Genomic DNA, 23,433 nt, shown 5'->3' on the forward strand with positions numbered 1-23,433 from the left:
TTCTTACAAGAATAAATAAAGAAACCTCGTTTATCGAGGTTTTTTTATATCTGCAATTTGATGATAGCCCTATTATCCCTCCGCTAGCCACATCAATACTTCACTTTAAACCGCCCTCCTTTTTCTAAATAACCCCATCTTAGATCAACCATTAATCAATGAAATCTGTTAATATTTAGTCAATCTAGTTAAATTTGGAAATATCATGGCTACTGAAACACTAAGAATTGCAACCCGTAAAAGTCCACTGGCAATGTGGCAAGCAGAATATGTAAAAGCACGTCTAGAATCGCTCCATCAAAACCTTACCGTGGAACTTATTCCCATGGTAACCAAAGGTGACATAATTTTAGATACGCCGTTAGCAAAAGTGGGTGGTAAAGGTCTTTTTGTAAAAGAACTTGAAGTGGCAATGCTTGAGAACCGTGCAGATATTGCCGTGCATTCAATGAAAGACGTACCAGTTGAATTTCCAGAAGGCTTGGGTTTAGAAGTCATTTGTGAACGTGAAGATCCACGTGATGCATTTGTTTCAAATACTTATAGCAAAATTGAAGAATTACCACTAGGTGCAATCGTTGGTACCTGCAGCTTACGCCGTGAATGTCAGTTAAGCGAAGCTCGTCCTGATTTAAAAATTATGAACTTACGTGGCAACGTTAACACCCGTTTAAAAAAACTGGATAACAAAGATTATGATGCGATTATCCTCGCCGCTGCAGGTCTAAAACGCTTGGATATGGAATACCGTATTGCCAGTTATATTGAACCAGAGCAAAGTCTACCAGCTGTTGGCCAAGGTGCTGTTGGCATTGAATGTCGCATTGATGATGAACGTGTAAAGGCAATATTAGCGCCATTAAACCACGCTTTAACCAGTGATCGAGTATGGGCTGAACGCGCAATGAACTTAGCGCTTGAAGGTGGTTGTCAGGTGCCAATTGGTAGTTATGCACTAATCGACGGTGATGAACTTTGGTTACGTGGCCTGGTTGGTAAACCAGATGGTACTGAAGTGATCCGCGCTGAAATTCGTGGCGATCGTAAAAATGCCCGTCAATTAGGCTTAGCACTTGCTGATACCCTACTTGCGCAAGGTGCAAAAGAAATTTTAACTGAAGTTTACAATACTGCAGACGCATGAAAATCAGGGCGCTCATAACTCGCCCACATGAAAAAGGCGAGCAACTTGCTCGTCAAATTGAGGCTGCCAATGGGGCAGCTTTATGTTGTCCGTTTATCGATATTTCCGCAGGGCAACAATTTGATAAAGTCAGTCCATTACTGGAAAATTTACAGTCTGATGACTATATTATTGCCATAAGCGATAATGCGGTAAATTATGCCAATGCAAGTTTAATACTCGATAATAAAGCTTGGCCACAGCAAATTAACTATATAGCAGTGGGTCCAACGACTGCAAAAAGCTGGCAAAAATACGGTATACGGCACGCAAAAATACCCGATTCACATGATAGCGAAGGGGTATTAAAACTATTCGCCAACGTATCCCTCGCCAACAAAAACATCGTCATTCTTCGCGGTAATGGTGGTCGCGAAACCATGGCTGAAGATCTAAGAAGACGAACCGCAAACGTGACATATTGTGAAGTTTATCAACGTACTGTACCGGATTACGATCAGGAAATGTTGATTAATAAGTGGCAACAATTCGCGATTAATAGTGTTATTATCACTAGCGGTGAAATACTCGGTAACCTGATAAAAACAATACCCTACACGGCGTTACCTTGGATCCTGAACTTACACTTTATTGTTCCGAGCCCTCGAATAGCAGCACTTGCTCATGAGTTAGGAATAGCACACGTCACCATTGCTAGTGGTGCATCAAATAATTCATTATTTAATGCTGTTAAGCAATTGGATATGCAGATAGGAATAAGCTAAATGACAAACAACAAGAATAATAGTCAAAGTGCCGATACTAAAACAACAAATAAAGGCACTACTGACACCTCAAATGCGATTGCAACACAAGAGAAATCATCCAGTAAAGCCGGAGTGATCACTGGAGCAATCGCGATATTATTAACGCTAGGTCTAGGTGCTGGTCTTTATTATCATAGTCATCAACAAAACCAGCTACAGCAGCAAGTTTTGTCGAAACTACGAGCACAGTTGCAAGATCAAAAAGATAGCCAGCAATCATTACGTCTGCAATTAAGCGAAGACAAGCAAGTCGTGGCTAGCCAACTAACACAAACCACACAACAACTGGCTAAGATCCAAGACAGCGAAAAATTAACCGCTGCGCAATTAGAAACAGTACAGCTGGCAATCGCTAATCTGAAAATGCGTAATCCTAATGAATGGATGTTAGCAGAAGCAGAATACTTAATTCGTATCGCTGGGCGTAAAATTGCACTAGAACAAGATATTGATACCAGTTTAGCGCTGCTGTCATCAGCAAGCCGCCGCCTAACACAATTAAACGATCCAAGTTTATTACCACTGCGTAAAGTCATTGAGCAAGACATTGCCACATTGACTAAATTACCGCGTATTGACCATGATGGTTTAGCGTTAAAATTGGCGATCCAAGCAGAACAAGTTGATAGCTTAGCATTAGCCGGTTTTACCCGCCCTGAAGTCGTGGCATCTGAGACGCAACTGTCGAGTGATAGTGCTGACTGGCAAGCGAATCTAACCAAGTCATGGCAATCATTCAGTGATAACTTTATTACCATTCGTCGTCAAGATAACTCGGTTGAGGCGCTACTATCACCACAAACGGCTTGGTATTTAACTGAAAATTTAAAAACTCAATTACTGCAAGCTGAGTTAGCCGTACATCGTCAAGACCAAGCTAAATTTACCCAGGCGCTAAAAACGGCTAAAGCTTGGATCAAGCGCTATTACGATGTAAACCAGCCCGCAACAAAAAGTATGTTAACGAGTCTTGACAGTCTCAGTAAAGTGACGATTACCACAACATACCCAACTAAATTAAATAGTGCAGCATTGATTCAAACGACGATTAGAGATCGAAAAATCAATTCATTAGCAAATAACACTGACACTGAATAGGCGGAGGCAGAAAATGGTTAGATTTATAGTATTAATCGCGCTGCTTCTTGCAGGTGCAATAGCGGCCCCTTATTTAATGGGTAATAAAGGTTATGTGATGATTGCCGCTGGAGACTATATCATTGATGCAACGGTGAGTAGCGCCGTGGTCATGGTCATTGGTTTCTACTTTACGTTATTAGCGATCGAAGCATTAATCAATAGGCTGACGTACAGCTTAGGTTGGTTTAATCGTTATCATCAAGCTCGCGCTAAAATACAAACCGAAAAAGGTATCTTAGCACTGGCCAGTGGTGATTTTAAAAGAGCCGAAACCTTAACTTTAAAAGCAGCTAAAAAAGCACAAGTACCAGTATTAAACTACCTTGCTGCGGCACAGTCTGCACAAGGCCTTGGTAACGAAGCAAAGCGTGATGAGTATTTATTATTAGCACACCAAAATGCCCATAAAGACACCTTTGCCGTCGAACTGACACAAGCTAAATTACAAGTCGAACAACAACAATTTGAGCAAGCATTTGCATCGCTATCGGTATTACACGATAAACATCCCAAAAATAAAGTGGTGTTAGCCTTATTTAAAAATGTATGCATTGAAAGAAAAGAATGGAGTCAATTACTCAGCATTATTTCAGCACTGCAAAAACAAAAATTATTGACCGCAAATGAAGCCGATGAATTACGTAAAAACAGTCATTTCCAACATTTAGGTGAAGTAGCAAAGCAACAAGGTAGCACTGGCTTACTTGATACGTGGAGCTCACTGCCGAAAACACTGAAACATGATGGCCGCTATTTAGCTGAAACAGCGAGTCTGCTGATGGCTCGTAATGATGACCAGTCTGCTTACCTGCTCATTATGGATGCACTCGGTAACGAACTTTATCCTGAATTAGTCAGTCTAACACCAAAGTTAAATCTAACGGATTACCATGCTTTAATCGAACGTCTTAAACGCCTGCAACAGAGTCGTGAAGGTTCAGGGTTATTAGCGGTATGTATTGGTCAGTTAATGGTGAAGGAAGGACGCTGGGGCGAAGCTGTTGAAGAGTTAAGCCAAGGTATTAGCCAATCACCGTCAACATTTGCTTATGTTGCGCTTGCGCAAGCCTATGAGAAATTAGGCCGTGTTAACGAAGCCAATACCACATACAAACAAAGCTTGAGCTATCACCAGCAAGCTTAGTGAGACGTGATAAAACCGAAGATAATAAAAAAGCCGTAACAGATGTTGCGGCTTTTTTATTACGAGTTCATTATTAATGAATACATGATTAAGAATATCTAATTACCAGTGCATTATGACCAATGCATCATTATCAATACATGGTTACCGGCAGTTAGTATTGCTTAAATGAATTCAAATGCATCGCCATATAAATGATCTTTCACACCAAGCGGTGCAAAATCAGCACGTGCCGCACCCGCCATTTCAAAACGACCCGCGATATAAATATCACAACCCGCTAAATCAGCAACATCTGCCATTACCACTTGATGAACCTGACCTACTTTGCCAGACCATTGCTCTGGAGCAGATTCAACAACAGGAATAAACGTTACCTGTGGATGCGCATCCGCTAATTCTTGTGCGAGTGAAAATGCATATAAGTGCGATTCTTCGCGTGCGCCCCAGTACAATGAAATTGGACGTTGGCTAACTTCAACCGCACGCTCTAAAATAGATTTTGTATAAGAAAAACCAGTACCGCCAGCAATTAATACCAGAGGACGTTCAGAGTCTTCTCTTAAACCGGCATTACCGCCTGGTAACTCAATTTCAATAGAGCCTGATTTTAGTCTTTCTACAACTTGCATTGCATATGAATTTTGTTCTGATGCACCGATGTGCAATTCTAAAATTTCATCATTACTTGGGCTAGAAGCAATTGAAAATGGGCGCTTGTCATCTTCTGCCATGACCACCATTAGATATTGTCCAGCTTGAAAATCCACCTTCTGTTCAGGCTTCAATTTCACGTTAAATACAGTATCTGTATAAGACTCTAATAACGTCACTTCACACTTTATTCTTAACATACATTCCCTTTAAAACTTAATCTCTGACAAGCACGAATTTTTATGATCTAGCTCATTTATATCACAAAATCCCTAATTCGTCCCATAAATCATCGACTCGTTGTTTCACTTTCTCGTCCATTACGATGGGTTCACCCCATTCACGATCTGTTTCACCAGGCCATTTATTGGTTGCATCCATGCCCATTTTTGAGCCTAAACCCGATACCGGTGAAGCAAAGTCGAGGTAATCAATTGGCGTATGTTCAATCATAGTCGTGTCACGTGCTGGATCCATGCGAGTGGTAATAGCCCAAATCACATCGTTCCAATCACGGGCGTTAATATCATCATCACACACGATCACAAACTTGGTATACATGAACTGACGTAAGAACGACCAAACACCCAACATCACGCGTTTTGCATGACCCGGATATTGTTTCTTAATGGTCACAATAGCCATACGGTACGAACAGCCTTCTGGCGGTAAATAAAAATCTACAATTTCAGGAAACTGTTTTTGTAAAATCGGCACAAAGACTTCATTTAATGCCACGCCTAATACAGCTGGTTCATCCGCAGGGCGACCCGTGTAAGTAGAATGATAGATAGCATCTTTACGCATGGTAATGTGGGTGATAGTAAACACAGGGAATGAATCAGTTTCATTATAGTAACCAGTATGATCACCATAAGGGCCTTCTTCTGCCATTTCACCCGGCGCGATATAACCTTCTAAAATAATTTCCGCGCCCGCTGGCACTTCTAAATCATTAGAAATAGATTTAACCACTTCAGTACGGCTACCACGTAATAAACCTGCAAAGGCATACTCAGATAAAGAATCAGGCACTGGCGTTACCGCACCTAAAATAGTTGCCGGATCAGCACCTAATGCCACTGATACCGGGTAGTTTTCACCTGGGTGTAGCTCCTGAAATTCTTTAAAGTCCAACGCACCACCACGGTGGGATAACCAACGCATGATTAATTTATTCTTACTCAGTACTTGCTGACGGTAAATACCTAAATTCTGGCGTTTCTTGTAAGGACCTTGAGTAATCGTTAAACCCCACGTAATTAACGGTGCGACGTCACCAGGCCAACAATGTTGAACGGGTATTTTAGCTAGGTCGACGTCATCACCAGTTAAGATAATTTCTTGGCAGGGTGCCTTGCGTAATCTTTTGGTCGGCATATTCAATACCTGTTTAAAGATTGGCACTTTTTCCATTAATTCTTTAAAACCTTTTGGTGGTTCAGGCTCTTTTAAATAAGCTAACCACTGACCCACTTCGCGTAACTCGCTCAAACTTTCTCGACCCATGCCCATAGCAACACGATCTGGCGTACCAAAAAGGTTACCTAATACCGGCATAGTATGGCCTTTCGGGTTTTCAAATAATAATGCCGGACCGCCTGCTTTTAATGTGCGATCACAAATTTCTGTCATTTCTAAGTACGGATCAATTTCTTGTTTAATACGTTTTAGCTGACCCTTACTTTCAAGCAAAGCAATAAAGTCTCTTAGATCTTTATATTTCATAAACAGTTCCACGCTATTTTTGGCAAAAAAAACGCCACACACTTGTTATAAAAACAAAATGTATGGCGCTTATTTTAAATATTAATCACAGGCGTTAGCCTAAACGATTATGATTTTTGTTTCTTCATCGCTTCGAAGAATTGATCATTCGTTTTAGTCATCGCCAGTTTATCAATGAGGAATTCCATCGCATCAATCTCACCCATTGGGTGAATGATTTTACGTAAGATCCACATTTTCTGTAGCTCAACTTTATCTGCTAATAATTCTTCGCGACGCGTACCTGAACGAGTGAAGTCAATCGCAGGATAAACACGACGTTCTGCAATTTTACGATTCAGGTGTAACTCTTGGTTACCAGTACCTTTAAATTCTTCGTAAATTACTTCGTCCATTTTCGAACCAGTATCAATCAATGCTGTTGCGATAATAGTTAAAGAACCACCTTCTTCAACGTTACGAGCAGCACCGAAGAAACGTTTCGGACGGTGTAAAGCATTGGCATCAACACCACCAGATAAAATCTTACCTGATGATGGTGTTACTGTATTGTAAGCACGAGCTAGACGCGTTACAGAATCCAGTAAGATGATCACGTCTTTCTTGTGTTCTACAAGACGCTTCGCTTTTTCAATCATCATTTCCGCTACTTGTACGTGGCGGTTAGCTGGTTCGTCAAATGTTGAAGCAATTACTTCACCACGAACCAAACGCTGCATTTCAGTTACTTCTTCCGGACGTTCATCGATAAGAAGCACCATCAATGTTGCATCAGGATGATTTAATGCAATTGAAGAAGCAATGTTTTGTAATAACATTGTTTTACCGGCTTTCGGCGGTGCCACAATTAGACCACGTTGACCTTTACCGATCGGTGCACTTAAATCAAGAATACGTGCAGTGATATCTTCGGTACTACCATTACCACGTTCTAAACGAAGACGTTCATTCGGGTGAATTGGAGTAAGGTTTTCAAAGAGGATTTTATTACGAGAATTTTCTGGGCGGTCAAAGTTAACTTCGTCAATTTTTAACAGGGCAAAATAGCGTTCGCCATCTTTTGGCGGTCTAATCTTACCACCGACAGTATCACCCGTTCGCAAGTTAAAGCGACGGATCTGACTTGGCGATACATAAATATCATCCGGTCCGGCGAGATAAGAGCAGTCTGCTGAACGCAAGAAACCAAAGCCATCCTGCAAAATCTCTAAAACACCATTACCAAAAATGTCTTCGCCACTTTTAGCATGCGCTTTTAGGATGGAGAAGATGATGTCTTGTTTTCTTAAGCGAGCCAGATTTTCTAGACCCATAGATTCGCCCAGTTTTACAAGTTCAGAAACTGGTGTGTTTTTTAATTCGGTTAAATTCATAATGATGAGTTCGAGCTTATGCGACCTTTGCGTAACGGGATGTCAACCAAGGATAAAGGGTTTGAATCAATGATCGAGTGTGTGGTTCATTCACTAAGTAATGAATCCATAATTTGAGTTATTGAATCAATGATTGGATCATTGATTATGTACCTGATTCGGCACGTAGAGCAATAAACGCACAATGAAATTAGCATTTATAATTTTATTCGTCCACTGAATAATAGCATACTGACGAGATTAAAGAACAAAATCTCGTCAGTATTTTACATGTTACAGGTTTTCGTCTAGAAAACTTTGTAATTGTGCTTTTGATAATGCGCCAACTTTAGTTGCTGCTACCGCACCATTTTTAAATAACAATAAAGTCGGGATACCACGGATACCAAATTTAGGTGGCGTACCTGAGTTTTGATCGATATTTAATTTACCGATAGTGACTTTACCTGCGTACTCTTCAGCAACTTCGCTTAAGATAGGTGCGATCATTTTACAAGGTCCACACCACTCTGCCCAGAAATCAACTAGTACAGGTAATTCTGAATATAAAACATCAGTATCGAAAGCAGCATCGGTTAGCTGAATAATTTTGTCGCTCATTTATTACTCCAATAAAAAATAATTTTGTTACTACGTATATGTGGCACTCATTGCCCTATTTCAATAGATTTAAGTTCTTAATGCAAGCTTAACCTGATATGCTAATTAAATGAGCAAAAAACATCTTACAGAACATAAGTTCTCCCAGTTTGGCCTTAATGCCGACGTACTTTCTGGGTTAGAAGCGTCAGGCTTCGAATATTGTACACCAATTCAAGCACTTAGCTTGCCATTTGCCATTCAAGGTAAAGATGTCGCCGGTCAAGCACAGACAGGTACAGGCAAAACGATTGCATTTTTAGCCGCTATTTTCCATCATTTATTGAAAACACCCGTCGCTGAAGATCGTCCAAAAAATAAGCCTCGCGCTATTATCTTAGCGCCAACTCGCGAACTTGCAATTCAAATTCATAAAGACGCTATACCAATTGCCAAAGCAACAGGCCTTAAAATGGGTTTGGTTTATGGTGGTGAAAGCTACGATATTCAACGTGAAAACCTTGCCAACGGTGTTGATATCATTATTGGTACTGTGGGTCGAATCATTGACTTTGAAAAACAAAGAGCAATGGATTTATCTGGTGTTGAAGCATTAGTATTAGATGAAGCCGATCGCATGTTAGATCAAGGTTTTATTAAAGATATTCGTTATCTTATGCGTAAAATGCCTGAACCAAAACAACGTCTAAACTTACTGTTTTCAGCTACTTTTACTTGGGATATTCGTGAACTTGCTTATCAGCACATGAATGAACCAGAAGAAGTTACTGTAGAAGCAGAAAAAGTAACGGGCAGCAGTATTACTCAAGAGCTATTTCACCCGTCAAATGATGACAAAATGGCGCTATTACAAACGTTAATCGAAGAAGAATGGCCAGACCGTGCCATTGTATTTGCCAATACTAAACACAAATGCGAAGAGATCTGGGGCCACCTTGCTGCAGATAAACATCGTGTTGGTTTGTTAACTGGTGATATTCCGCAGAAGAAACGTAACAGTATTCTTGAACAGTTTACCCAAGGTAAATTAGACATCCTAGTGGCAACTGATGTAGCAGCACGTGGTCTACATATTCCATTAGTAAGTCATGTGTTTAACTACGATCTACCCGATAATTGTGGTGATTACGTGCACCGTATTGGCCGTACTGGTCGTGCTGGTGAAACTGGTCATTCAATTAGTTTTGCGTGTGAAAAATACATTTATAATTTACCCGCGATTGAAGAATATATTGAAAACGCGATCCCGGTTTGTCATTACGATAAAACCGCATTATTAACGGACTTACCACGACCAATCCACACTAAACGTGCACGTCCAGGTAATTCACGCACCATGAATGATCGTAGTAAAACCCGTCGCACTGGCCAACGTCAGCATAATACGCATAACAAAAGCCATTAATTAAATAGTTTGTTTATAGATAAAGTGATTAGTGTGAGTAAAAAAAGTTCGTCAAATTTATATGCGGTGGTTGACCTTGGTTCAAACAGCTTTCATATGTTGGTTGTTCGTGAAGTTAACAATAGCCTACAAACTGTTGCTAAAGTTAAACGCAAAGTAAGACTTGCTGCCGGACTTGATACAGACAACAATCTTGATCAAGCGGCATTACAGCGCGGTTGGGATTGTTTAAGTTTGTTTGCTGAACAGTTACAGGATATTCCGACTGCGAATATTCGTATTGTTGGCACAGCGACATTGCGCTTAGCCAACAACGTAGCGATATTTCTGGCAACGGCAGAAAAAATATTGGCACATCCGGTAAATATTATTTCCGGAGAACAAGAAGCGGCACTTATCTACAAAGGCGTTGCCTATACCAGCAGTGGTCAAGGCAATCGTTTAGTTGTCGATATTGGTGGCGCCAGCACTGAACTCATTATTGGTGAACAAGCACAAGCTAAGTTACTTTATAGCTTTAAAATGGGTTGTGTTACTTGGTTAAATAACTACTTTTCCGACGGTAAGCTCAATCAACACAACTTTACGCAGGCAATTGATGCGGCCAAAGCGGTGTTGACCCCTCAGCAAGAAAAGTATTTAATCTTAGGCTGGGATACCTGTATCGGTGCGTCCGGTACCATCCAAGCCCTACAAGAAATTATGGTTGCACAAGGTGAAAACGAACAAATAACCTTAGCAAAGCTACAGCGGATCCAACAACAAGCCATTGCTTGTGGCGATATTGAAAACCTCAATATTAAAGGCTTAGCTAGCGATAGAAAGCCAGTTTTCACCAGTGGTTTAGCTATTCTTACCGCGTTATTTGAAAGCCTAGCTATTAATAATATGTTTTTAGCTGGCGGCGCGTTAAGAGAAGGTGTGATTTACGAAATGACCGGACTGCGAGCCAGTCACAATGTACGTCAACAAACCGTGAATAGCTTGATGGTGAAACATCAACTGGACATAGAACAAGCTCACCGCGTTAAAAGTACGGCATTAAAAGCCTTCGATCAAAGTAAAATGCTTATTTCAGAAGATGATGCCCAAGCAGGTCCTTTACTTGCTTACGTCAGCAGCTTACATGAGATTGGTCTCTCCATTGATTATAAGAAAGCCCCGCAACACGCTGCTTACATTATTGATAATACTGACATGCTAGGTTTCACCAAAGCCCAAAAAAAATTACTTTCGGCTTTATTGATAAACCAACGCGATGAACTCAACTTAGCCTTACTAGAACAGCAGTCAGCATTAAGTTACGCTGTTGCCCTACAGTTATGCCGTATTTTAAGAGTATCTTACTCGTTAGCACTACGTCGTACCGACGGAACTATCCCAGAATTTTCATTTGTATTAGCAGACGATAACAGTCTGCAAATAACACTGCCTAAAAACTGGTTATCACAGCACCCGCTGCGCGCAGCTGCATTAGAAATTGAGCAAAAGCTACAAGCTAAACACAATTTAGTATTACACATTCAAGAGCTATAACGCCGAACTAAAAAAGAAAAACCGAGCATAAAAGCTCGGTTTTTTTATATCTACATTTTGATAGCTGACCTTTAACTAAAGAGCAGCTATAAGATAATTAAGCTTTATTTTCTTTCAGCCATATCGCAACGCGTTTTGCAAAATACGTTAAGATGCCATCAGCACCTGCACGTTTAAAGCATAACAATGACTCTAGAACACACTCTTGCTCTTTTAACCAACCGTTTTGAATAGCAGCCATATGCATCGCATATTCACCACTCACTTGATAAGCAAACGTCGGTACACCAAACTCATCTTTAACACGGCGGACGATATCAAGATAAGGCATGCCCGGTTTCACCATGACCATATCAGCGCCCTCTTCGATATCCATCGCTACTTCATGTAACGCTTCATCTGAGTTGGCCGGGTCCATTTGGTAAGTGACTTTACTGCCGCCCTTTAAATTACTCGCAGAGCCGACCGCATCACGGAAAGGACCATAATAGTTTGATGCATATTTTGCCGAGTAAGCCATGATTTGGGTATTCACATGCCCGGCTTCTTCTAGCGCGGCACGAATAGCGCCAATACGACCATCCATCATGTCTGAGGGTGCGATAACATCAGCGCCAGCGTCTGCGTGAGAAAGAGCCTGTTTAACTAAGATATCAGTGGTAATGTCATTAAGGATATAACCCGTATCATCGATAATGCCGTCTTGGCCATGTGTCGTAAACGGATCTAACGCCACATCAGTCATCACTCCGAGTTCAGGAAACGATGCTTTTAATGCCCGCACTGCTTTTTGTGCTAAACCATTGGCGTTATATGCTTCTTCAGCTAATAAACTTTTTTGATCTAACGGCGTTACTGGGAAGATAGCTATCATCGGAATGCCTAATGCAACAAGCTCAGCAGCTTCTTCAAGTAACAAATCAATCGATAAGCGCTCAACACCAGGCATCGATGCAATCGCTTCACGACGGCCATTACCTTCCAGAACAAACATAGGATAGATAAGATCATTAACAGTTAGTTGATGCTCAGCCACTAAACGACGCGAAAAATCATTTTTACGATTACGACGAGGGCGGCGATTTGGGAAGCCACCTAGAATAGTTTTACTCACGATATCTCCTTACGAGGTAGGAATACGAATTGGGCAACCAAGTACGGCTTGTACTTGGTTAGGGGGTTATCTTACCGCGTGAGTAAGTGAATATCAGCACCTTGTACTGAAATAGCATCAACAATTACATTAATTGACGAATTAATCGCAGCCTTTTGATCTACCGCTGGTAATGCATACACATAACTCGCCGTGGATAAGAGGATACTTTCACAGGTGGTGAGTAGATAAGGAATAGGTAAATCCTTAACCGTGCCACTTTTAATACCCGCATTAAGCAATTGGGTAAAAAAGCCTAACACTTCTTGCCATATCGCCAATTGGATTTTTTTATCAAAATACAGCGAATGGCTGCACAATAGAATAAACGCCATTTTTTGTGGCTGACTGACTAACCAAGTCACTCCATTAACCCAGATATCCGTTAATGGAAAGGGTGAATCAGGGTCATTTTTTTGTAACAGCGCCTGCGCAAATTCTTTTTTCACTTCGAAATATAAGGCTTCGATTAAAGCTTCCTTAGTCGCAAAGTGATGAAATAAGGTACCCGTAGCGACTTTTGCTTCACGGGCAATCGCCGCTGTCGAGGTACCATGAAAACCATTGATCGTGAATAACGCTAATGCGCCATCCAAGATCAGTGTTCTTTTTGATTTAGTCATATTATCTCAAGAAAAATTTCAAAATTATCTTTTGTATTAAACTGCCATAGGGTGCGTGAACAAAGCGCGTTGAATGGAATTTACCTTGTTTCAATATCGTTTTTGATTTTGAAAACGTACGGAAACCTTCGATACCATGGTAATGGCCCATACCTGCTGAACCGACACCCCCAAACGGCGCATCTTCAGCTGCAACCTGCATGATTGTATCATTGATTGAGACACCACCAGAAATAGTCTCGCGTTGAATTTTTTGTTGAGTCGCATGATCAAAACTCATAATATATAACGCTAACGGGTGTGGACGCGCTTTAATATAATCGATCGCATCATCAATCGAATCATAAGGCAAGATTGGCAGTAATGGACCAAATATTTCATCCTGCATTAGCTGCATATCATCACTTGTCTCTAACAATAAATGCGGTAGCATCCGATGCTTTTGATCGTCACAGCTGCTACCATCTTGCATGGTTTCAACTTTGGCGCCCTTTTGTTTCGCATCTTCTAACCATGATTTAAGGCGGCCATATTGGCGATCATCTACAATGTTCGTATAGTCATCATTCTGCATTGCAGCTGGGTAGCGACGATTAAATTCATTGCGATATTCGCTAACAAACTCATCAACTTTCGCACGTGGGCAAAGAATATAATCAGGCGCAACACAGATCTGACCGGCATTTAAACTTTTACCCAGCATGATACGATTAACAGCGACTTTGATATCAATATCAGGGGCAACAATGACAGGAGACTTACCACCTAATTCAAGCGTCACGGGCGTTAGGTTATCGGCAGCGGCGCGCATAACGTGTTTACCTACAACTGTCGAACCAGTAAATAATAAATGATCAAAAGGCAGTTTAGTAAAAGCAGCAGACAAGGCCATTTCACCTTCAACAATACTCACGTCTTTACTATCAAATATCGAGGTAATGATCTGCTTTAATACTTGGTTAGTTTTCGGGGTGAATTCCGACATTTTAAGCATTGCCCGGTTACCCGCAGCAATACTGGTAATCAGTGGCACGATGGCCAAATTAATAGGGAAATTCCAAGGCACGACGATACCAACAACACCAACAGGCTGATAATGGATAGTGACACTTGCTGGTGCTAATAATAATCCAGGACTACGTCGGGTCGGTTTCATCCACTTAGCTAAGCGCGATAGGGTATAATTAAATTGTGCTACTGTCGGTAAAATATCGGCGATCAAAGTATCGTAACGAGAACGGTGGCCATAATCTTCAGACACAGCTGTCACTAATGCCTCTTTATTCGCGAGAAAAGCGGCTTTAAATTGCGTTAAACGCTTTTTACGCTCGGCAAGATCCCATTCAGTCTGGGCTAAATAGGCTTGTTTTTGGGAAGTAAAGACCTGCTCCATCGCTGTAATTTCAGCAATACTATCGCTATCATTTGTTTTGATTTCCGCTACGCTCATACTATTCATACCTCAATATAAAAACCGACTAGTTAGTCAATTAAAATAGACTGAATAGTCGGTTTTGTCTACTCTAGTACAAAAATAAAGTGGCAAGCAGTGATAATGCTCACAGCTTAGGTAGCTGAAAAAACTGTTCCGTCACGTGTAAACTACGGCTAAGTAAGGTGTCGATATCCTCACCTCGCGCTCTGGCAATCGTTTCAGCCACGTGCGGTAGATGGCAAGGTTCATTACGGCGAGATTTTGGTTTAGGTTTCAAATCTCGGGGTAATAAATAGGGCGCATCGGTTTCTAACATTAACCGGTTAGCAGGTATGTCTCGTACCAGTTGATATAAATCCGCACCGCGGCGTTCATCGCAGATCCAGCCAGTAATACCAATATGTAAATCTAGCTCTAGACAGGCTGCAAGATCGCTCGCAGAACCGGTGAAACAGTGCAGTACAGCAGCGGGTAACGCAGAACGATATTCTTTCAAGATCGCGATAAAGCGTTCGTTAGCATCGCGCTCATGCATAAAGACTGGCATATTTAATTCTGCAGCAAGCTCTAACTGCTTGGCAAAAGCGGCTTCTTGCATTGGTCGGGGAGAAAAATCGCGGTTAAAATCAAGACCACACTCACCAATAGCCACAACACTGTCGTGCAGAGCTAACGTTCTAATTTGCTGCCAACTTTCATCCGTAGCATGACGTGCATCGTGTGGGTGAATACCGGCGGTAGCATAAAGTTGTTGAGGGTAATCTTGAGTAAGTTGATAGGCAAGCTGGCTTTCGGCGATATCCGTGCCAGTAACAATTAAACGACGCACCCCTTGGGCAGAGGCGCGTTCAATAACATCAGGTAAATCGTTGTGAAAAGCAGCGTTTGTTAAATTAACGCCAATATCAATCAGTTCCTGCTTCTTCATCTTCTATCTCGTCCTGTTTAACGTAAAAACGAGAAAATAATAAACCTAACTCAAACAATAGCAACATCGGGATGGCTAATAATGTTTGTGAGATAATGTCTGGTGGTGTTAATAACATGCCCATAATAAAGGCAGCAACCACAATATAAGGACGTTTCTTGCGTAAACTGTCAGGCGTTGTCGCACCTGTCCAGCATAATACTAATGTGGCGATTGGAATTTCAAATGCCAAACCAAAAGCAAAAAATATCTTCAAGACAAAATCAAGGTAACTGCTAATATCAGGGGCAAAGGTTACCCCTTCTGGCGCAACGCCTGCAAAAAATTCGAATGCGAGAGGGAACACGATAAAATAAGAAAAAGCGATACCCAGATAAAACAGTAACGCACTACTAATCACCAGTGGCGCAATTAATTTCTTCTCATGTTTATACAAGCCAGGCGCAATAAAAGCCCATACTTGGTATAGCACCCAAGGAATAGCGATAAACGAAGACGCAACCAAGGTTAGCTTTATCGGTGTAAAAAATGGAGTCGCGACATCCGTTGCAATCATACTCGTACCAGCCGGTAATTGCGCAATCAAAGGCGCAGAAACTAGCTGATAAATATCATTCGCAAAGTACACCAAAGAAAGAAAAACTACGATAATTGCGGCACTCGCACGCAATAACCGATCCCTCAGCTCGATTAAATGGGTAATCAAAGGCTGAGTATTTGGATCTGCTGCCATTTATTTTTTATCCTGTTCGATAGCCTGTTCTGCTATTTTAGGCGCTTGCTCAACCGTCGATGTTGAGGTCGTAGTCGATGAATCGGCATCCGCATAGGGACGTGTCACCGAGGCAGCTGCATCGCGTAAAGAATCAATAGAGTCTTGCAGTTCGGGGCTAATATTATTCATGCCTTGCTGCTCGGCTTTTTTCAGATTGTCATGCATTTCTTGAATTTTCAATTCATGTGACAATTCGTCTTTCACTGAGTTAGCAGCCCCTTTGATGGTTTTCACCCAAGTGCTTACCGTTCGTATAGCCACAGGTAAACGCTCTGGCCCTAATACTAATAGGCCCAGAACTGAAATAACCACAATTTCCCAAAATCCGATATCAAACATAAATTACGCCTGTTCTTTATCTTTTTTTGTTTCGGTTGTTTCTTTAGTTACGTCTGTTTTTACTGCGTTCGTCTCTTCTAATACTTTATTTTCTGCTTTGGTATCTTTAGCGTCGTCACCCATGGCTTTTTTGAAGCCTTTAACTGCCGCACCTAAATCACCACCAACATTACGTAACTTCTTAGTTCCAAACAACAAAAGAATAATTACAGCAATGATAATTAACTGAGTAACACTGATTCCGCCCATGATAAAACCTTATTTTATGTAATTGAATACGTCATTATTAATATTGATCAGTATACAGTATATAGACTACATATTTACTACACTCTGATCTACGATAAATTTAACCAACCTTTTTCGAACCGCTTATTTCAGCTTGAACCAACCGAAGACAGTGAGTCCAGAGCCAATACTCGCTAGCGTTAATGCTAACGATGCCGAATCTGGATTGTACACGATCGCGGCACAAATCATAATCACACCACCCACACTCAGTAAATAACGGCCTTTACCTGACTGCGCCTGATTTTGGGTAAACTGCTCCGCTTGAGTGAACAATTTATCCAACTTAGCTTGTTGTTTGGTTGCCTTGGTTAATGTATCAAACACTAACTCAGGTAACTCTGGTAATTTTTCAGCCCAAAATGGCGCTCGTTGTTTTACTGCTGAAAACACCGCCTGAGGCCCCATTTGTTCTTTAACCCAGCGCTCAAGAAATGGCTTTGCCGTATCCCATAAGTCTAGCTGAGGATAGAGCTGACGACCTAATCCTTCAACGTATAACAAGGTCTTTTGCAATAGCACTAATTGCGGCTGTACCGTCATATCGAATTTACGCGCGGTGGCAAATAAATTAACCAACACATGACCAAATGAGATCTCTGCTAGTGGTTTTTCGAAAATAGGATCGCAGACAGTGCGGATCGCAAACTCGAAATCATTAACATCCACATGCGATGGTACCCAACCAGAATCCACATGTAATTCAGCAACTTTACGATAATCGCGATGGAAAAAGGCCAGTAAATTCTCGGCTAAGTAACGTTTATCTTCACGATTTAAGGTGCCAACGATACCACAATCAATACCAATCCAACGCGGATCTTCTGGCGTCTTATAATCAACAAACACATTACCAGGATGCATATCAGCATGGAAAAAACTATCACGGAAAACTTGGGTGAAAAATGTTTCAACCCCACGCTCCGCTAACAGCTTCATGTTAGTACCTTGTGCTTCTAAGGCCGCAATATCGGATACTGGAATACCGTAAATACGCTCCATCACAATCATATTTTTATGACTATAATCGGCATATATTTCAGGTACGTATAATTCTTTAGAATCAAGAAAATTGCGACGCAATTGAGTAGCATTGGCCGCTTCACGCTCGAGGTTTAATTCATCAAGAATAGTTTTCTCATAATCGAGTACTACTTCTAATGGTCTCAAACGCACAGCTTCGGGGACTAATTTCAATAACACTTTCGACAGTCGCTTCATCAACTGAGTATCGGCACGAATAACTGGCTCGATATCAGGTCGAATAATTTTAATGACAACTTCTTCATTGTTACTTTTGAGCTTCGCGGTATGCACTTGGGCAATAGATGCCGAAGCTAGCGGGATGGGATCAAAGTCATCAAATACGTCAGCGATTGGTTTTCCTAACGCCAACTCAATTTGCTGCATCGCTAATTGACTGTCAAACGGTGGCACTTGATCTTGCAGCATAGCAAGCTGTTCAGCAAATTCTTGTGGTAACAGATCGCGACGTGTTGATAACATCTGCCCAAATTTAATAAAAACAGGACCGAGTTGCTGCAGTGCTAATTTAATTCTCTCTGCAGGTGACTTGTCAGCATGCTGATTTTTAATCCAAAAAATAGATTTTCGAGCGAGTCGTGCTGACAACGGTTTTAACTGTGTCGGCAACAACTCATCAAGACCGTATTCTAATACAATCTTTTGGATATGATAAAAACGCTTAAGCTCAACCACAGTCATCTATGCATCTTCCTTACGTGACAGTAAGGCCAAACGCATTTCAAATTGCTTGCATTGCTGCTCTAACTCACCCACTTCATCACAAAAATTAGCAATTTCTAACGCTCCAGGCGCTAGGCGTATTTCTTCAATTAAATACTCAGCAATATTATGACGTGCGATCATCATATTATTTTTCAGCCAAGCTTGGCTTGATTTCGCACCTTGCAATAATTTATGCGCAGCAACATCTCCGGTGTAACGAGATAAGTGCTCTTCCCAGTCAATATCTAGCTCTTTTAGGATGATGCTAAACTTGCTTGCCACCATAGGATCGCCACGCATATCCAATTCACCTTCTTTAATCAACGCGGTAAACTGTGAACTATCTTGTAAGCGGGACAGACTCGACAACTTTATATCCATACAACAATCCGCATCACCATCATATTTGGCTAATACATCAATCTGAGATGAAAAAATAAAATATAACGGCTTAGGTAATTCGGCAATGTTTACCTTTAATACTTTACCTTTTAATGACGTGATCTTGTCTACGGCTTTGGTATCTGCTTTTAATAATTGATTCAATAACGTTTCAATTCCAGCAGTAACAAGCATTTCGATTGGCATGAGCATCCCTTAGAATTTATAACCGCGATGCAGAGCAACAATACCACCAGTTAAATTGTGGTACTCAACACTTTCAAAACCAACGGTTTCCATCATGCCTTTTAATGTTTCTTGATTAGGGTGCATACGGATTGATTCAGCTAGGTATTGGTAACTATCGCCATCATCAGCAATTAATTCGCCCATTTTAGGCAAAATATTGAATGAATAGAAATCATAAACTTTATTCAACGCTTCAGAATCTGGTTTTGAGAATTCCAGTACTAATAAACGTCCACCCGGCTTTAATACTCGGAACATCGACGCTAACGCTTTATCTTTATCTGTTACATTACGTAAACCAAATGCGATAGTGATCAAGTCAAAGTGATTATCTGGGAAAGGTAGCGCTTCAGCATTTGCTTGCACATAAGTCACATTACCAACAATACCGCGGTCACGTAATTTAGCACGGCCTACTTTGAGCATTGAATCATTAATATCTGCTAGCGTAACAGAACCTGTATCGCCAACAATTCGTGAAAACTTCGCAGTCAAATCACCAGTACCGCCGGCAAGATCTAACACTTTATGACCCGGTCTTACGCCACTGCAATCAATCGTAAAACGCTTCCATAGTCGATGAATACCCATAGACATAAGATCATTCATTACATCATATTTAGCTGCTACTGAATGAAACACACTCGCAACCATATCGACCTTTTGGTCAGATTCTACGGTTTTATAACCAAAATGCGTGGTGTTATTTGATTTGTCTGTCATCGAGCTGTCCTTAATATCAGTTTAAGCGGTTAGTTTACTGCAACTCAGAGCCAACTGAAACGAAACAAATCATTAAATTTATAAAAGACAAAAAAATACCGCCTCAATGGGCGGTATTAGATATAACAGAGTAAATTTAATTAACGTTTAAAGTTAATGGTTTCTAATTTGTCTAAATGAATTTGCGTAACACTTGGTTTTGTTTCCGCTAATATTTTACCCGCTCGAATAACATAACGCGGTGCTGTTTGGCGACGAATAGCATCATAACCAGAATCAGCAGGTAAAATAACTAAGTTACCAGGCTTACCTTCTTCAATACCATAACGGTCTTGAATATTTAATGTTTGCGCACTGTAGTCAGTAATAAGTTTTAACGACTGATCTATTTGGTCGTAACCCATGATCTGACAAACATGCAGACCCATATGCGTAACTTGTAGCATATTAGCAGTACCTAACGGGTACCAAGGATCAAAGATATCATCATGACCGAAACAAACATTAATATTAGCCGCTAACATCTCTTTCACACGGGTAATACCACGGCGTTTAGGATAAGAATCAAAACGACCTTGTAAGTGAATATTTACCAGTGGATTAGCAACAAAGCTTATACCTGACATTTTCAACAAGCGGAATAAACGAGAAGCATAAGCGTCATTATAAGAATGCATTGCCGTGGTATGACTTGCTGTTACACGATGACCCATTTTCTTTTCATGTGCCAGTGTAGCAACCGTTTCAACGAAGCGAGATTGCTCATCATCGATTTCGTCACAATGCACATCGATTAGACAATCAAACTCTTGCGCCAAATCGAAAATGAAATGAAGCGAATCAATTGCATATTCACGACTAAATTCGAAATGTGGAATAGCACCAATAACATCAGCCCCCATTTCCACAGCTTTACGCATAATTTCTTTACCATTAGGGAAAGAGTTAATACCTTCTTGTGGAAATGCTACGATTTGAATTTCAATGAATTCTTTTAGCTCTTCACGTAACTCGAGTAATGCTTTAAGCGCAATCAACTCAGGATCAGAAACATCTACATGAGTTCTAACATACTGAATACCATTGGCGATTTGCCATTTCAACGTTGTCGTCGCACGATTTTTTACATCTTCATGTGTCAGCATAGCTTTACGTTCAGACCAACGTTCAATACCTTCAAATAAAGTACCGGACATATTCCAGTTTGGCTCACCAGCTGTTTGCGTCGTATCTAAATGCACATGTGGTTCAACGAATGGAGGGGTCGCTAAACCGCCTTCACCATCAATAATATCGCAATCAGTACTATCTAACTCCCCACACGGTTTGATCGCAGCGAAAATACCATTTTCAATACGAATATCGACAAATTTGTTATTACGGTAAAGTTGCACATTTTTAATTAAAGTCGGCATTACGCTTCACTCTTTTTAGTAGTATTAATTGATTTAGGATCCATTACTTTACAACAAATGTAGTAAACAATAGCACCACCGATAACAGCATTAACAGGGACAACACCCGGTAATAATTGACCAGCAGCAATACCCGCAGCAACAGCTATAAGCGCCTGCCAACGAATCGTTTCGAATTCAGCTTTCGCAAATTCAACATACTGTCCACGATGGATTAAGAAGTAATCGGCAATAAGTACGCCGCCGATAGGTGGAATAGCTGCACTTAAAAATGATAACCAGCCAACAAAATTATTATATAACCAAAGCGCAAATACAGTACCAATAACACCATTGATCATTGCTAGTTTTTTACTATCAATGCCAGTTACATTTGAGAAACCTAAACCAGATGCATAAAGTGCATTGTCATTAGTTGTCCAAATATTGAGACCTAATACGATAATAGCTGGAATTAATAACCCCTGCGTCATCATCACATCAGAAATATCAGCAAAGCCTGTTGCGGCAGCGCCAGCGGCGCCAAAGATAAACATTAATGAGTTACCAATGAAGAAGGCGATAAGCGTGATCGCAACAGCCGCCATTGGTTTACGACCAAAGCGAACAAAATCAGCAGTCAAAGTACCGGCACTAATAAATGAGCCAATAACTAAGGCAAGCGCAGTATTAAAATCTATTTGCTTATCAACAGCAGGAACTATTTTTTGCATTTCAGCAATACCGCCTAAATCATTAACCGCAAGATAGACTGAGTAACCACCTAAGATCGCAATTGCAGGAACAGCAATAAAGCTTAATACCATCAGTGCTGAAATACCAAAATAAACGGTAACAGTCATTAATAGTCCAGCAATAATGATTATCGTATTTACATCAAACACCACACCCATTTCACCAAACAGTGCTTTTTGTACGGGTAATGCAAACATAGCAACACCAACGCCAAACCAGCCCACCTGAGTACCTCCAAGTAATATAGATGGGATGTATGAGCCTTTAGAACCAAAGGAATAACGTGCTAACAAATGCGTTGAAAGACCAGTTTTAGTTCCTATGTAACCAAGAAATGCAGTGTAGACACCTAAGATTAAGTTACCGAGAAGTACTGCATAGAAAAAATCATCGTAAGAAAGCCCTGTGCCCAGCGTCCCGCCAGTCCACATACTTGCAGAGAAAAAAGTTAACCCTAGCATAACCAATGATAACGCGATAAAACCTTTTCTTTCTGATTTAGGAACAGGTCCTAATGAATAGTCATTATGTGCAGCCACGAACTCTCCAATTTATTTTTTTATTGACAAATTGCGCGGTATTCTAATCATCAAAATATTTAAGTCAATATAAAATCACAGAATGGATAGAGCAGGTAGACACAAAAGTGATAGCGGTAACAATACGTATTTTTATAGTCGTTATTAATAAATAACAAGTTCAATGAGTTAGTTTTTCAAGGAAAATAAAAAGCAAAAATTGAGATAGATTTAAGGGTCCGAAAATAAATAGGCATAATTTATAGTAATCAAATTTCAGTATCTATATCAAGCACTAGTTTTCTATTCAGGCTTTATTTAAGTTGGTGGAGAATAGAAAAATATGACTTTTATTAATTTCAATCTAATTTTTCAACCTGAATTTCAGGCACAAAAAAAGCCTGAATCTTTCGATTCAGGCTTTCGTTGTTGTTGGCGGAGTGGACGAGACTCGAACTCGCGAAGCCTTCGGCAGCGTGACAGGCCGCCTTTATTATAAATAGTCTAACCAACTGAACTATTTCTCCACACAATCTATATTTTTGCATCTCTGAATTTCAGGCACAAAAAAAGCCTGAATCTTTCGATTCAA

22 protein-coding genes are annotated in these 23,433 nt (G+C 40.6%); 6 read left to right on the plus strand and 16 right to left on the minus strand.

Annotated features, from left to right (window positions below; genetic code table 11):
- Positions 1 to 205 precede the first annotated feature (205 nt).
- The 4 genes from hemC to CXF93_RS06785 are packed head-to-tail and all read left to right on the plus strand — an operon-like array spanning position 206 to position 4,234.
- Positions 206 to 1,144, plus strand: a complete 939-nt coding sequence (gene hemC, locus CXF93_RS06770; RefSeq protein ID WP_101061666.1) for a hydroxymethylbilane synthase — start codon at positions 206 to 208, stop codon at positions 1,142 to 1,144.
- Entirely contained in the window at positions 1,141 to 1,908 is a 768-nt protein-coding gene (locus CXF93_RS06775; RefSeq protein ID WP_101061667.1) for a uroporphyrinogen-III synthase, read from the plus strand. Before hemC ends, CXF93_RS06775 begins: the two co-directional genes overlap by 4 nt.
- A complete protein-coding gene (locus tag CXF93_RS06780; protein ID WP_101061668.1) occupies positions 1,909 to 3,048 on the plus strand; it encodes a uroporphyrinogen-III C-methyltransferase in 1,140 nt (379 codons plus the stop codon). It abuts the gene before it with no gap.
- Positions 3,049 to 3,061: 13 nt separating this feature from the next.
- Positions 3,062 to 4,234: a heme biosynthesis HemY N-terminal domain-containing protein gene (locus tag CXF93_RS06785; RefSeq protein ID WP_101061669.1), complete on the plus strand. Its 1,173-nt coding sequence runs from the start codon at positions 3,062 to 3,064 to the stop codon at positions 4,232 to 4,234.
- Positions 4,235 to 4,398: 164 nt separating this feature from the next.
- On the opposite strand, the gene fre is transcribed toward CXF93_RS06785, so the two are convergent.
- The 4 genes from fre to trxA all read right to left on the minus strand — a co-directional run bounded on the left by fre (position 4,399) and on the right by trxA (position 8,589).
- Positions 4,399 to 5,088, minus strand: coding sequence for an NAD(P)H-flavin reductase (gene fre / locus CXF93_RS06790; RefSeq protein ID WP_101061670.1), 690 nt, complete (start codon positions 5,086 to 5,088; stop codon positions 4,399 to 4,401).
- 61 nt (positions 5,089 to 5,149) lie between these two features.
- The gene (gene ubiD, locus CXF93_RS06795) at positions 5,150 to 6,616 is read right to left on the minus strand and encodes a 4-hydroxy-3-polyprenylbenzoate decarboxylase (protein WP_101061671.1); all 1,467 of its coding nucleotides are present in this window, start codon (positions 6,614 to 6,616) and stop codon (positions 5,150 to 5,152) included.
- A 107-nt stretch (positions 6,617 to 6,723) separates the two neighbouring features.
- Complete coding sequence (gene rho / locus CXF93_RS06800) at positions 6,724 to 7,989, minus strand: transcription termination factor Rho (protein ID WP_101061672.1); 1,266 nt, start codon at positions 7,987 to 7,989, stop codon at positions 6,724 to 6,726.
- Between the two features lie 273 nt (positions 7,990 to 8,262).
- Positions 8,263 to 8,589, minus strand: a complete 327-nt coding sequence (trxA, locus tag CXF93_RS06805) for a thioredoxin TrxA (protein WP_019442731.1) — start codon at positions 8,587 to 8,589, stop codon at positions 8,263 to 8,265.
- 109 nt (positions 8,590 to 8,698) lie between these two features.
- Here trxA and rhlB point away from each other — a divergent pair, with 109 nt between their 5' ends.
- Both rhlB and gppA read left to right on the plus strand, forming a co-directional pair.
- On the plus strand, positions 8,699 to 9,994 hold the full coding sequence (gene rhlB / locus CXF93_RS06810; protein ID WP_101061673.1) for an ATP-dependent RNA helicase RhlB: 1,296 nt from the start codon (positions 8,699 to 8,701) through the stop codon (positions 9,992 to 9,994).
- Between the two features lie 33 nt (positions 9,995 to 10,027).
- Positions 10,028 to 11,530 (plus strand): guanosine-5'-triphosphate,3'-diphosphate diphosphatase, encoded by a 1,503-nt coding sequence (gene gppA, locus CXF93_RS06815; protein WP_101061693.1) that lies wholly within the window; start codon positions 10,028 to 10,030, stop codon positions 11,528 to 11,530.
- 97 nt (positions 11,531 to 11,627) lie between these two features.
- Here the strand turns inward: gppA and hemB are convergent, their stop codons facing one another.
- The 12 genes from hemB to codB all read right to left on the minus strand — a co-directional run bounded on the left by hemB (position 11,628) and on the right by codB (position 22,862).
- Positions 11,628 to 12,644: a porphobilinogen synthase gene (gene hemB / locus CXF93_RS06820; RefSeq protein ID WP_101061674.1), complete on the minus strand. Its 1,017-nt coding sequence runs from the start codon at positions 12,642 to 12,644 to the stop codon at positions 11,628 to 11,630.
- A gap of 71 nt (positions 12,645 to 12,715) precedes the next feature.
- Positions 12,716 to 13,306 carry a TetR/AcrR family transcriptional regulator gene (locus CXF93_RS06825; protein WP_101061675.1) on the minus strand — a complete coding sequence of 197 codons (591 nt, stop codon included), beginning with the start codon at positions 13,304 to 13,306 and terminating at the stop codon, positions 12,716 to 12,718.
- 1 nt (position 13,307) lies between these two features.
- The gene (locus CXF93_RS06830) at positions 13,308 to 14,756 is read right to left on the minus strand and encodes a coniferyl aldehyde dehydrogenase (RefSeq protein WP_101061676.1); all 1,449 of its coding nucleotides are present in this window, start codon (positions 14,754 to 14,756) and stop codon (positions 13,308 to 13,310) included.
- Between the two features lie 109 nt (positions 14,757 to 14,865).
- Positions 14,866 to 15,669, minus strand: a complete 804-nt coding sequence (locus CXF93_RS06835) for a TatD family hydrolase (protein WP_101061677.1) — start codon at positions 15,667 to 15,669, stop codon at positions 14,866 to 14,868.
- Entirely contained in the window at positions 15,647 to 16,402 is a 756-nt protein-coding gene (tatC, locus tag CXF93_RS06840) for a twin-arginine translocase subunit TatC (RefSeq protein ID WP_101061678.1), read from the minus strand. Before tatC ends, CXF93_RS06835 begins: the two co-directional genes overlap by 23 nt.
- A complete protein-coding gene (tatB, locus tag CXF93_RS06845; protein WP_101061679.1) occupies positions 16,403 to 16,783 on the minus strand; it encodes a Sec-independent protein translocase protein TatB in 381 nt (126 codons plus the stop codon).
- Between the two features lie 3 nt (positions 16,784 to 16,786).
- Positions 16,787 to 17,032, minus strand: coding sequence for a twin-arginine translocase TatA/TatE family subunit (gene tatA, locus CXF93_RS06850; RefSeq protein WP_101061680.1), 246 nt, complete (start codon positions 17,030 to 17,032; stop codon positions 16,787 to 16,789).
- A 123-nt stretch (positions 17,033 to 17,155) separates the two neighbouring features.
- Complete coding sequence (gene ubiB, locus CXF93_RS06855) at positions 17,156 to 18,796, minus strand: ubiquinone biosynthesis regulatory protein kinase UbiB (protein WP_101061681.1); 1,641 nt, start codon at positions 18,794 to 18,796, stop codon at positions 17,156 to 17,158.
- Positions 18,797 to 19,408: an SCP2 domain-containing protein gene (locus CXF93_RS06860; protein WP_101061682.1), complete on the minus strand. Its 612-nt coding sequence runs from the start codon at positions 19,406 to 19,408 to the stop codon at positions 18,797 to 18,799.
- Positions 19,409 to 19,417: 9 nt separating this feature from the next.
- Entirely contained in the window at positions 19,418 to 20,173 is a 756-nt protein-coding gene (gene ubiE / locus CXF93_RS06865; RefSeq protein ID WP_101061683.1) for a bifunctional demethylmenaquinone methyltransferase/2-methoxy-6-polyprenyl-1,4-benzoquinol methylase UbiE, read from the minus strand.
- Positions 20,174 to 20,313: 140 nt separating this feature from the next.
- Entirely contained in the window at positions 20,314 to 21,588 is a 1,275-nt protein-coding gene (locus tag CXF93_RS06870) for a cytosine deaminase (RefSeq protein ID WP_101061684.1), read from the minus strand.
- Positions 21,588 to 22,862, minus strand: a complete 1,275-nt coding sequence (gene codB / locus CXF93_RS06875) for a cytosine permease (RefSeq protein WP_101061685.1) — start codon at positions 22,860 to 22,862, stop codon at positions 21,588 to 21,590. Before codB ends, CXF93_RS06870 begins: the two co-directional genes overlap by 1 nt.
- Positions 22,863 to 23,433: the final 571 nt, after the last annotated feature.

It is taken from the genome of Moritella sp. Urea-trap-13, from assembly GCF_002836355.1.
Classification (GTDB): Bacteria; Pseudomonadota; Gammaproteobacteria; order Enterobacterales; family Moritellaceae; genus Moritella.

What these genes read in the sequence shown, in the direction of transcription:
- CXF93_RS06780 (WP_101061668.1), top strand. Translation starts at nt 1,909, where the DNA reads ATGACAAACAACAAGAATAATAGTCAAAGTGCCGATACTAAAACAACA.
- CXF93_RS06775 (WP_101061667.1), top strand. Translation starts at nt 1,141, where the DNA reads ATGAAAATCAGGGCGCTCATAACTCGCCCACATGAAAAAGGCGAGCAA.
- CXF93_RS06830 (WP_101061676.1), bottom strand. Translation starts at nt 14,756, where the DNA reads ATGAGCGTAGCGGAAATCAAAACAAATGATAGCGATAGTATTGCTGAA.
- CXF93_RS06785 (WP_101061669.1), top strand. Translation starts at nt 3,062, where the DNA reads ATGGTTAGATTTATAGTATTAATCGCGCTGCTTCTTGCAGGTGCAATA.
- tatB (WP_101061679.1), bottom strand. Translation starts at nt 16,783, where the DNA reads ATGTTTGATATCGGATTTTGGGAAATTGTGGTTATTTCAGTTCTGGGC.
- CXF93_RS06835 (WP_101061677.1), bottom strand. Translation starts at nt 15,669, where the DNA reads ATGAAGAAGCAGGAACTGATTGATATTGGCGTTAATTTAACAAACGCT.
- rho (WP_101061672.1), bottom strand. Translation starts at nt 7,989, where the DNA reads ATGAATTTAACCGAATTAAAAAACACACCAGTTTCTGAACTTGTAAAA.
- hemC (WP_101061666.1), top strand. Translation starts at nt 206, where the DNA reads ATGGCTACTGAAACACTAAGAATTGCAACCCGTAAAAGTCCACTGGCA.
- CXF93_RS06860 (WP_101061682.1), bottom strand. Translation starts at nt 19,408, where the DNA reads ATGCCAATCGAAATGCTTGTTACTGCTGGAATTGAAACGTTATTGAAT.
- trxA (WP_019442731.1), bottom strand. Translation starts at nt 8,589, where the DNA reads ATGAGCGACAAAATTATTCAGCTAACCGATGCTGCTTTCGATACTGAT.
- CXF93_RS06825 (WP_101061675.1), bottom strand. Translation starts at nt 13,306, where the DNA reads ATGACTAAATCAAAAAGAACACTGATCTTGGATGGCGCATTAGCGTTA.
- CXF93_RS06870 (WP_101061684.1), bottom strand. Translation starts at nt 21,588, where the DNA reads ATGCCGACTTTAATTAAAAATGTGCAACTTTACCGTAATAACAAATTT.
- ubiB (WP_101061681.1), bottom strand. Translation starts at nt 18,796, where the DNA reads ATGACTGTGGTTGAGCTTAAGCGTTTTTATCATATCCAAAAGATTGTA.
- tatA (WP_101061680.1), bottom strand. Translation starts at nt 17,032, where the DNA reads ATGGGCGGAATCAGTGTTACTCAGTTAATTATCATTGCTGTAATTATT.
- rhlB (WP_101061673.1), top strand. Translation starts at nt 8,699, where the DNA reads ATGAGCAAAAAACATCTTACAGAACATAAGTTCTCCCAGTTTGGCCTT.
- ubiD (WP_101061671.1), bottom strand. Translation starts at nt 6,616, where the DNA reads ATGAAATATAAAGATCTAAGAGACTTTATTGCTTTGCTTGAAAGTAAG.
- tatC (WP_101061678.1), bottom strand. Translation starts at nt 16,402, where the DNA reads ATGGCAGCAGATCCAAATACTCAGCCTTTGATTACCCATTTAATCGAG.
- fre (WP_101061670.1), bottom strand. Translation starts at nt 5,088, where the DNA reads ATGTTAAGAATAAAGTGTGAAGTGACGTTATTAGAGTCTTATACAGAT.
- ubiE (WP_101061683.1), bottom strand. Translation starts at nt 20,173, where the DNA reads ATGACAGACAAATCAAATAACACCACGCATTTTGGTTATAAAACCGTA.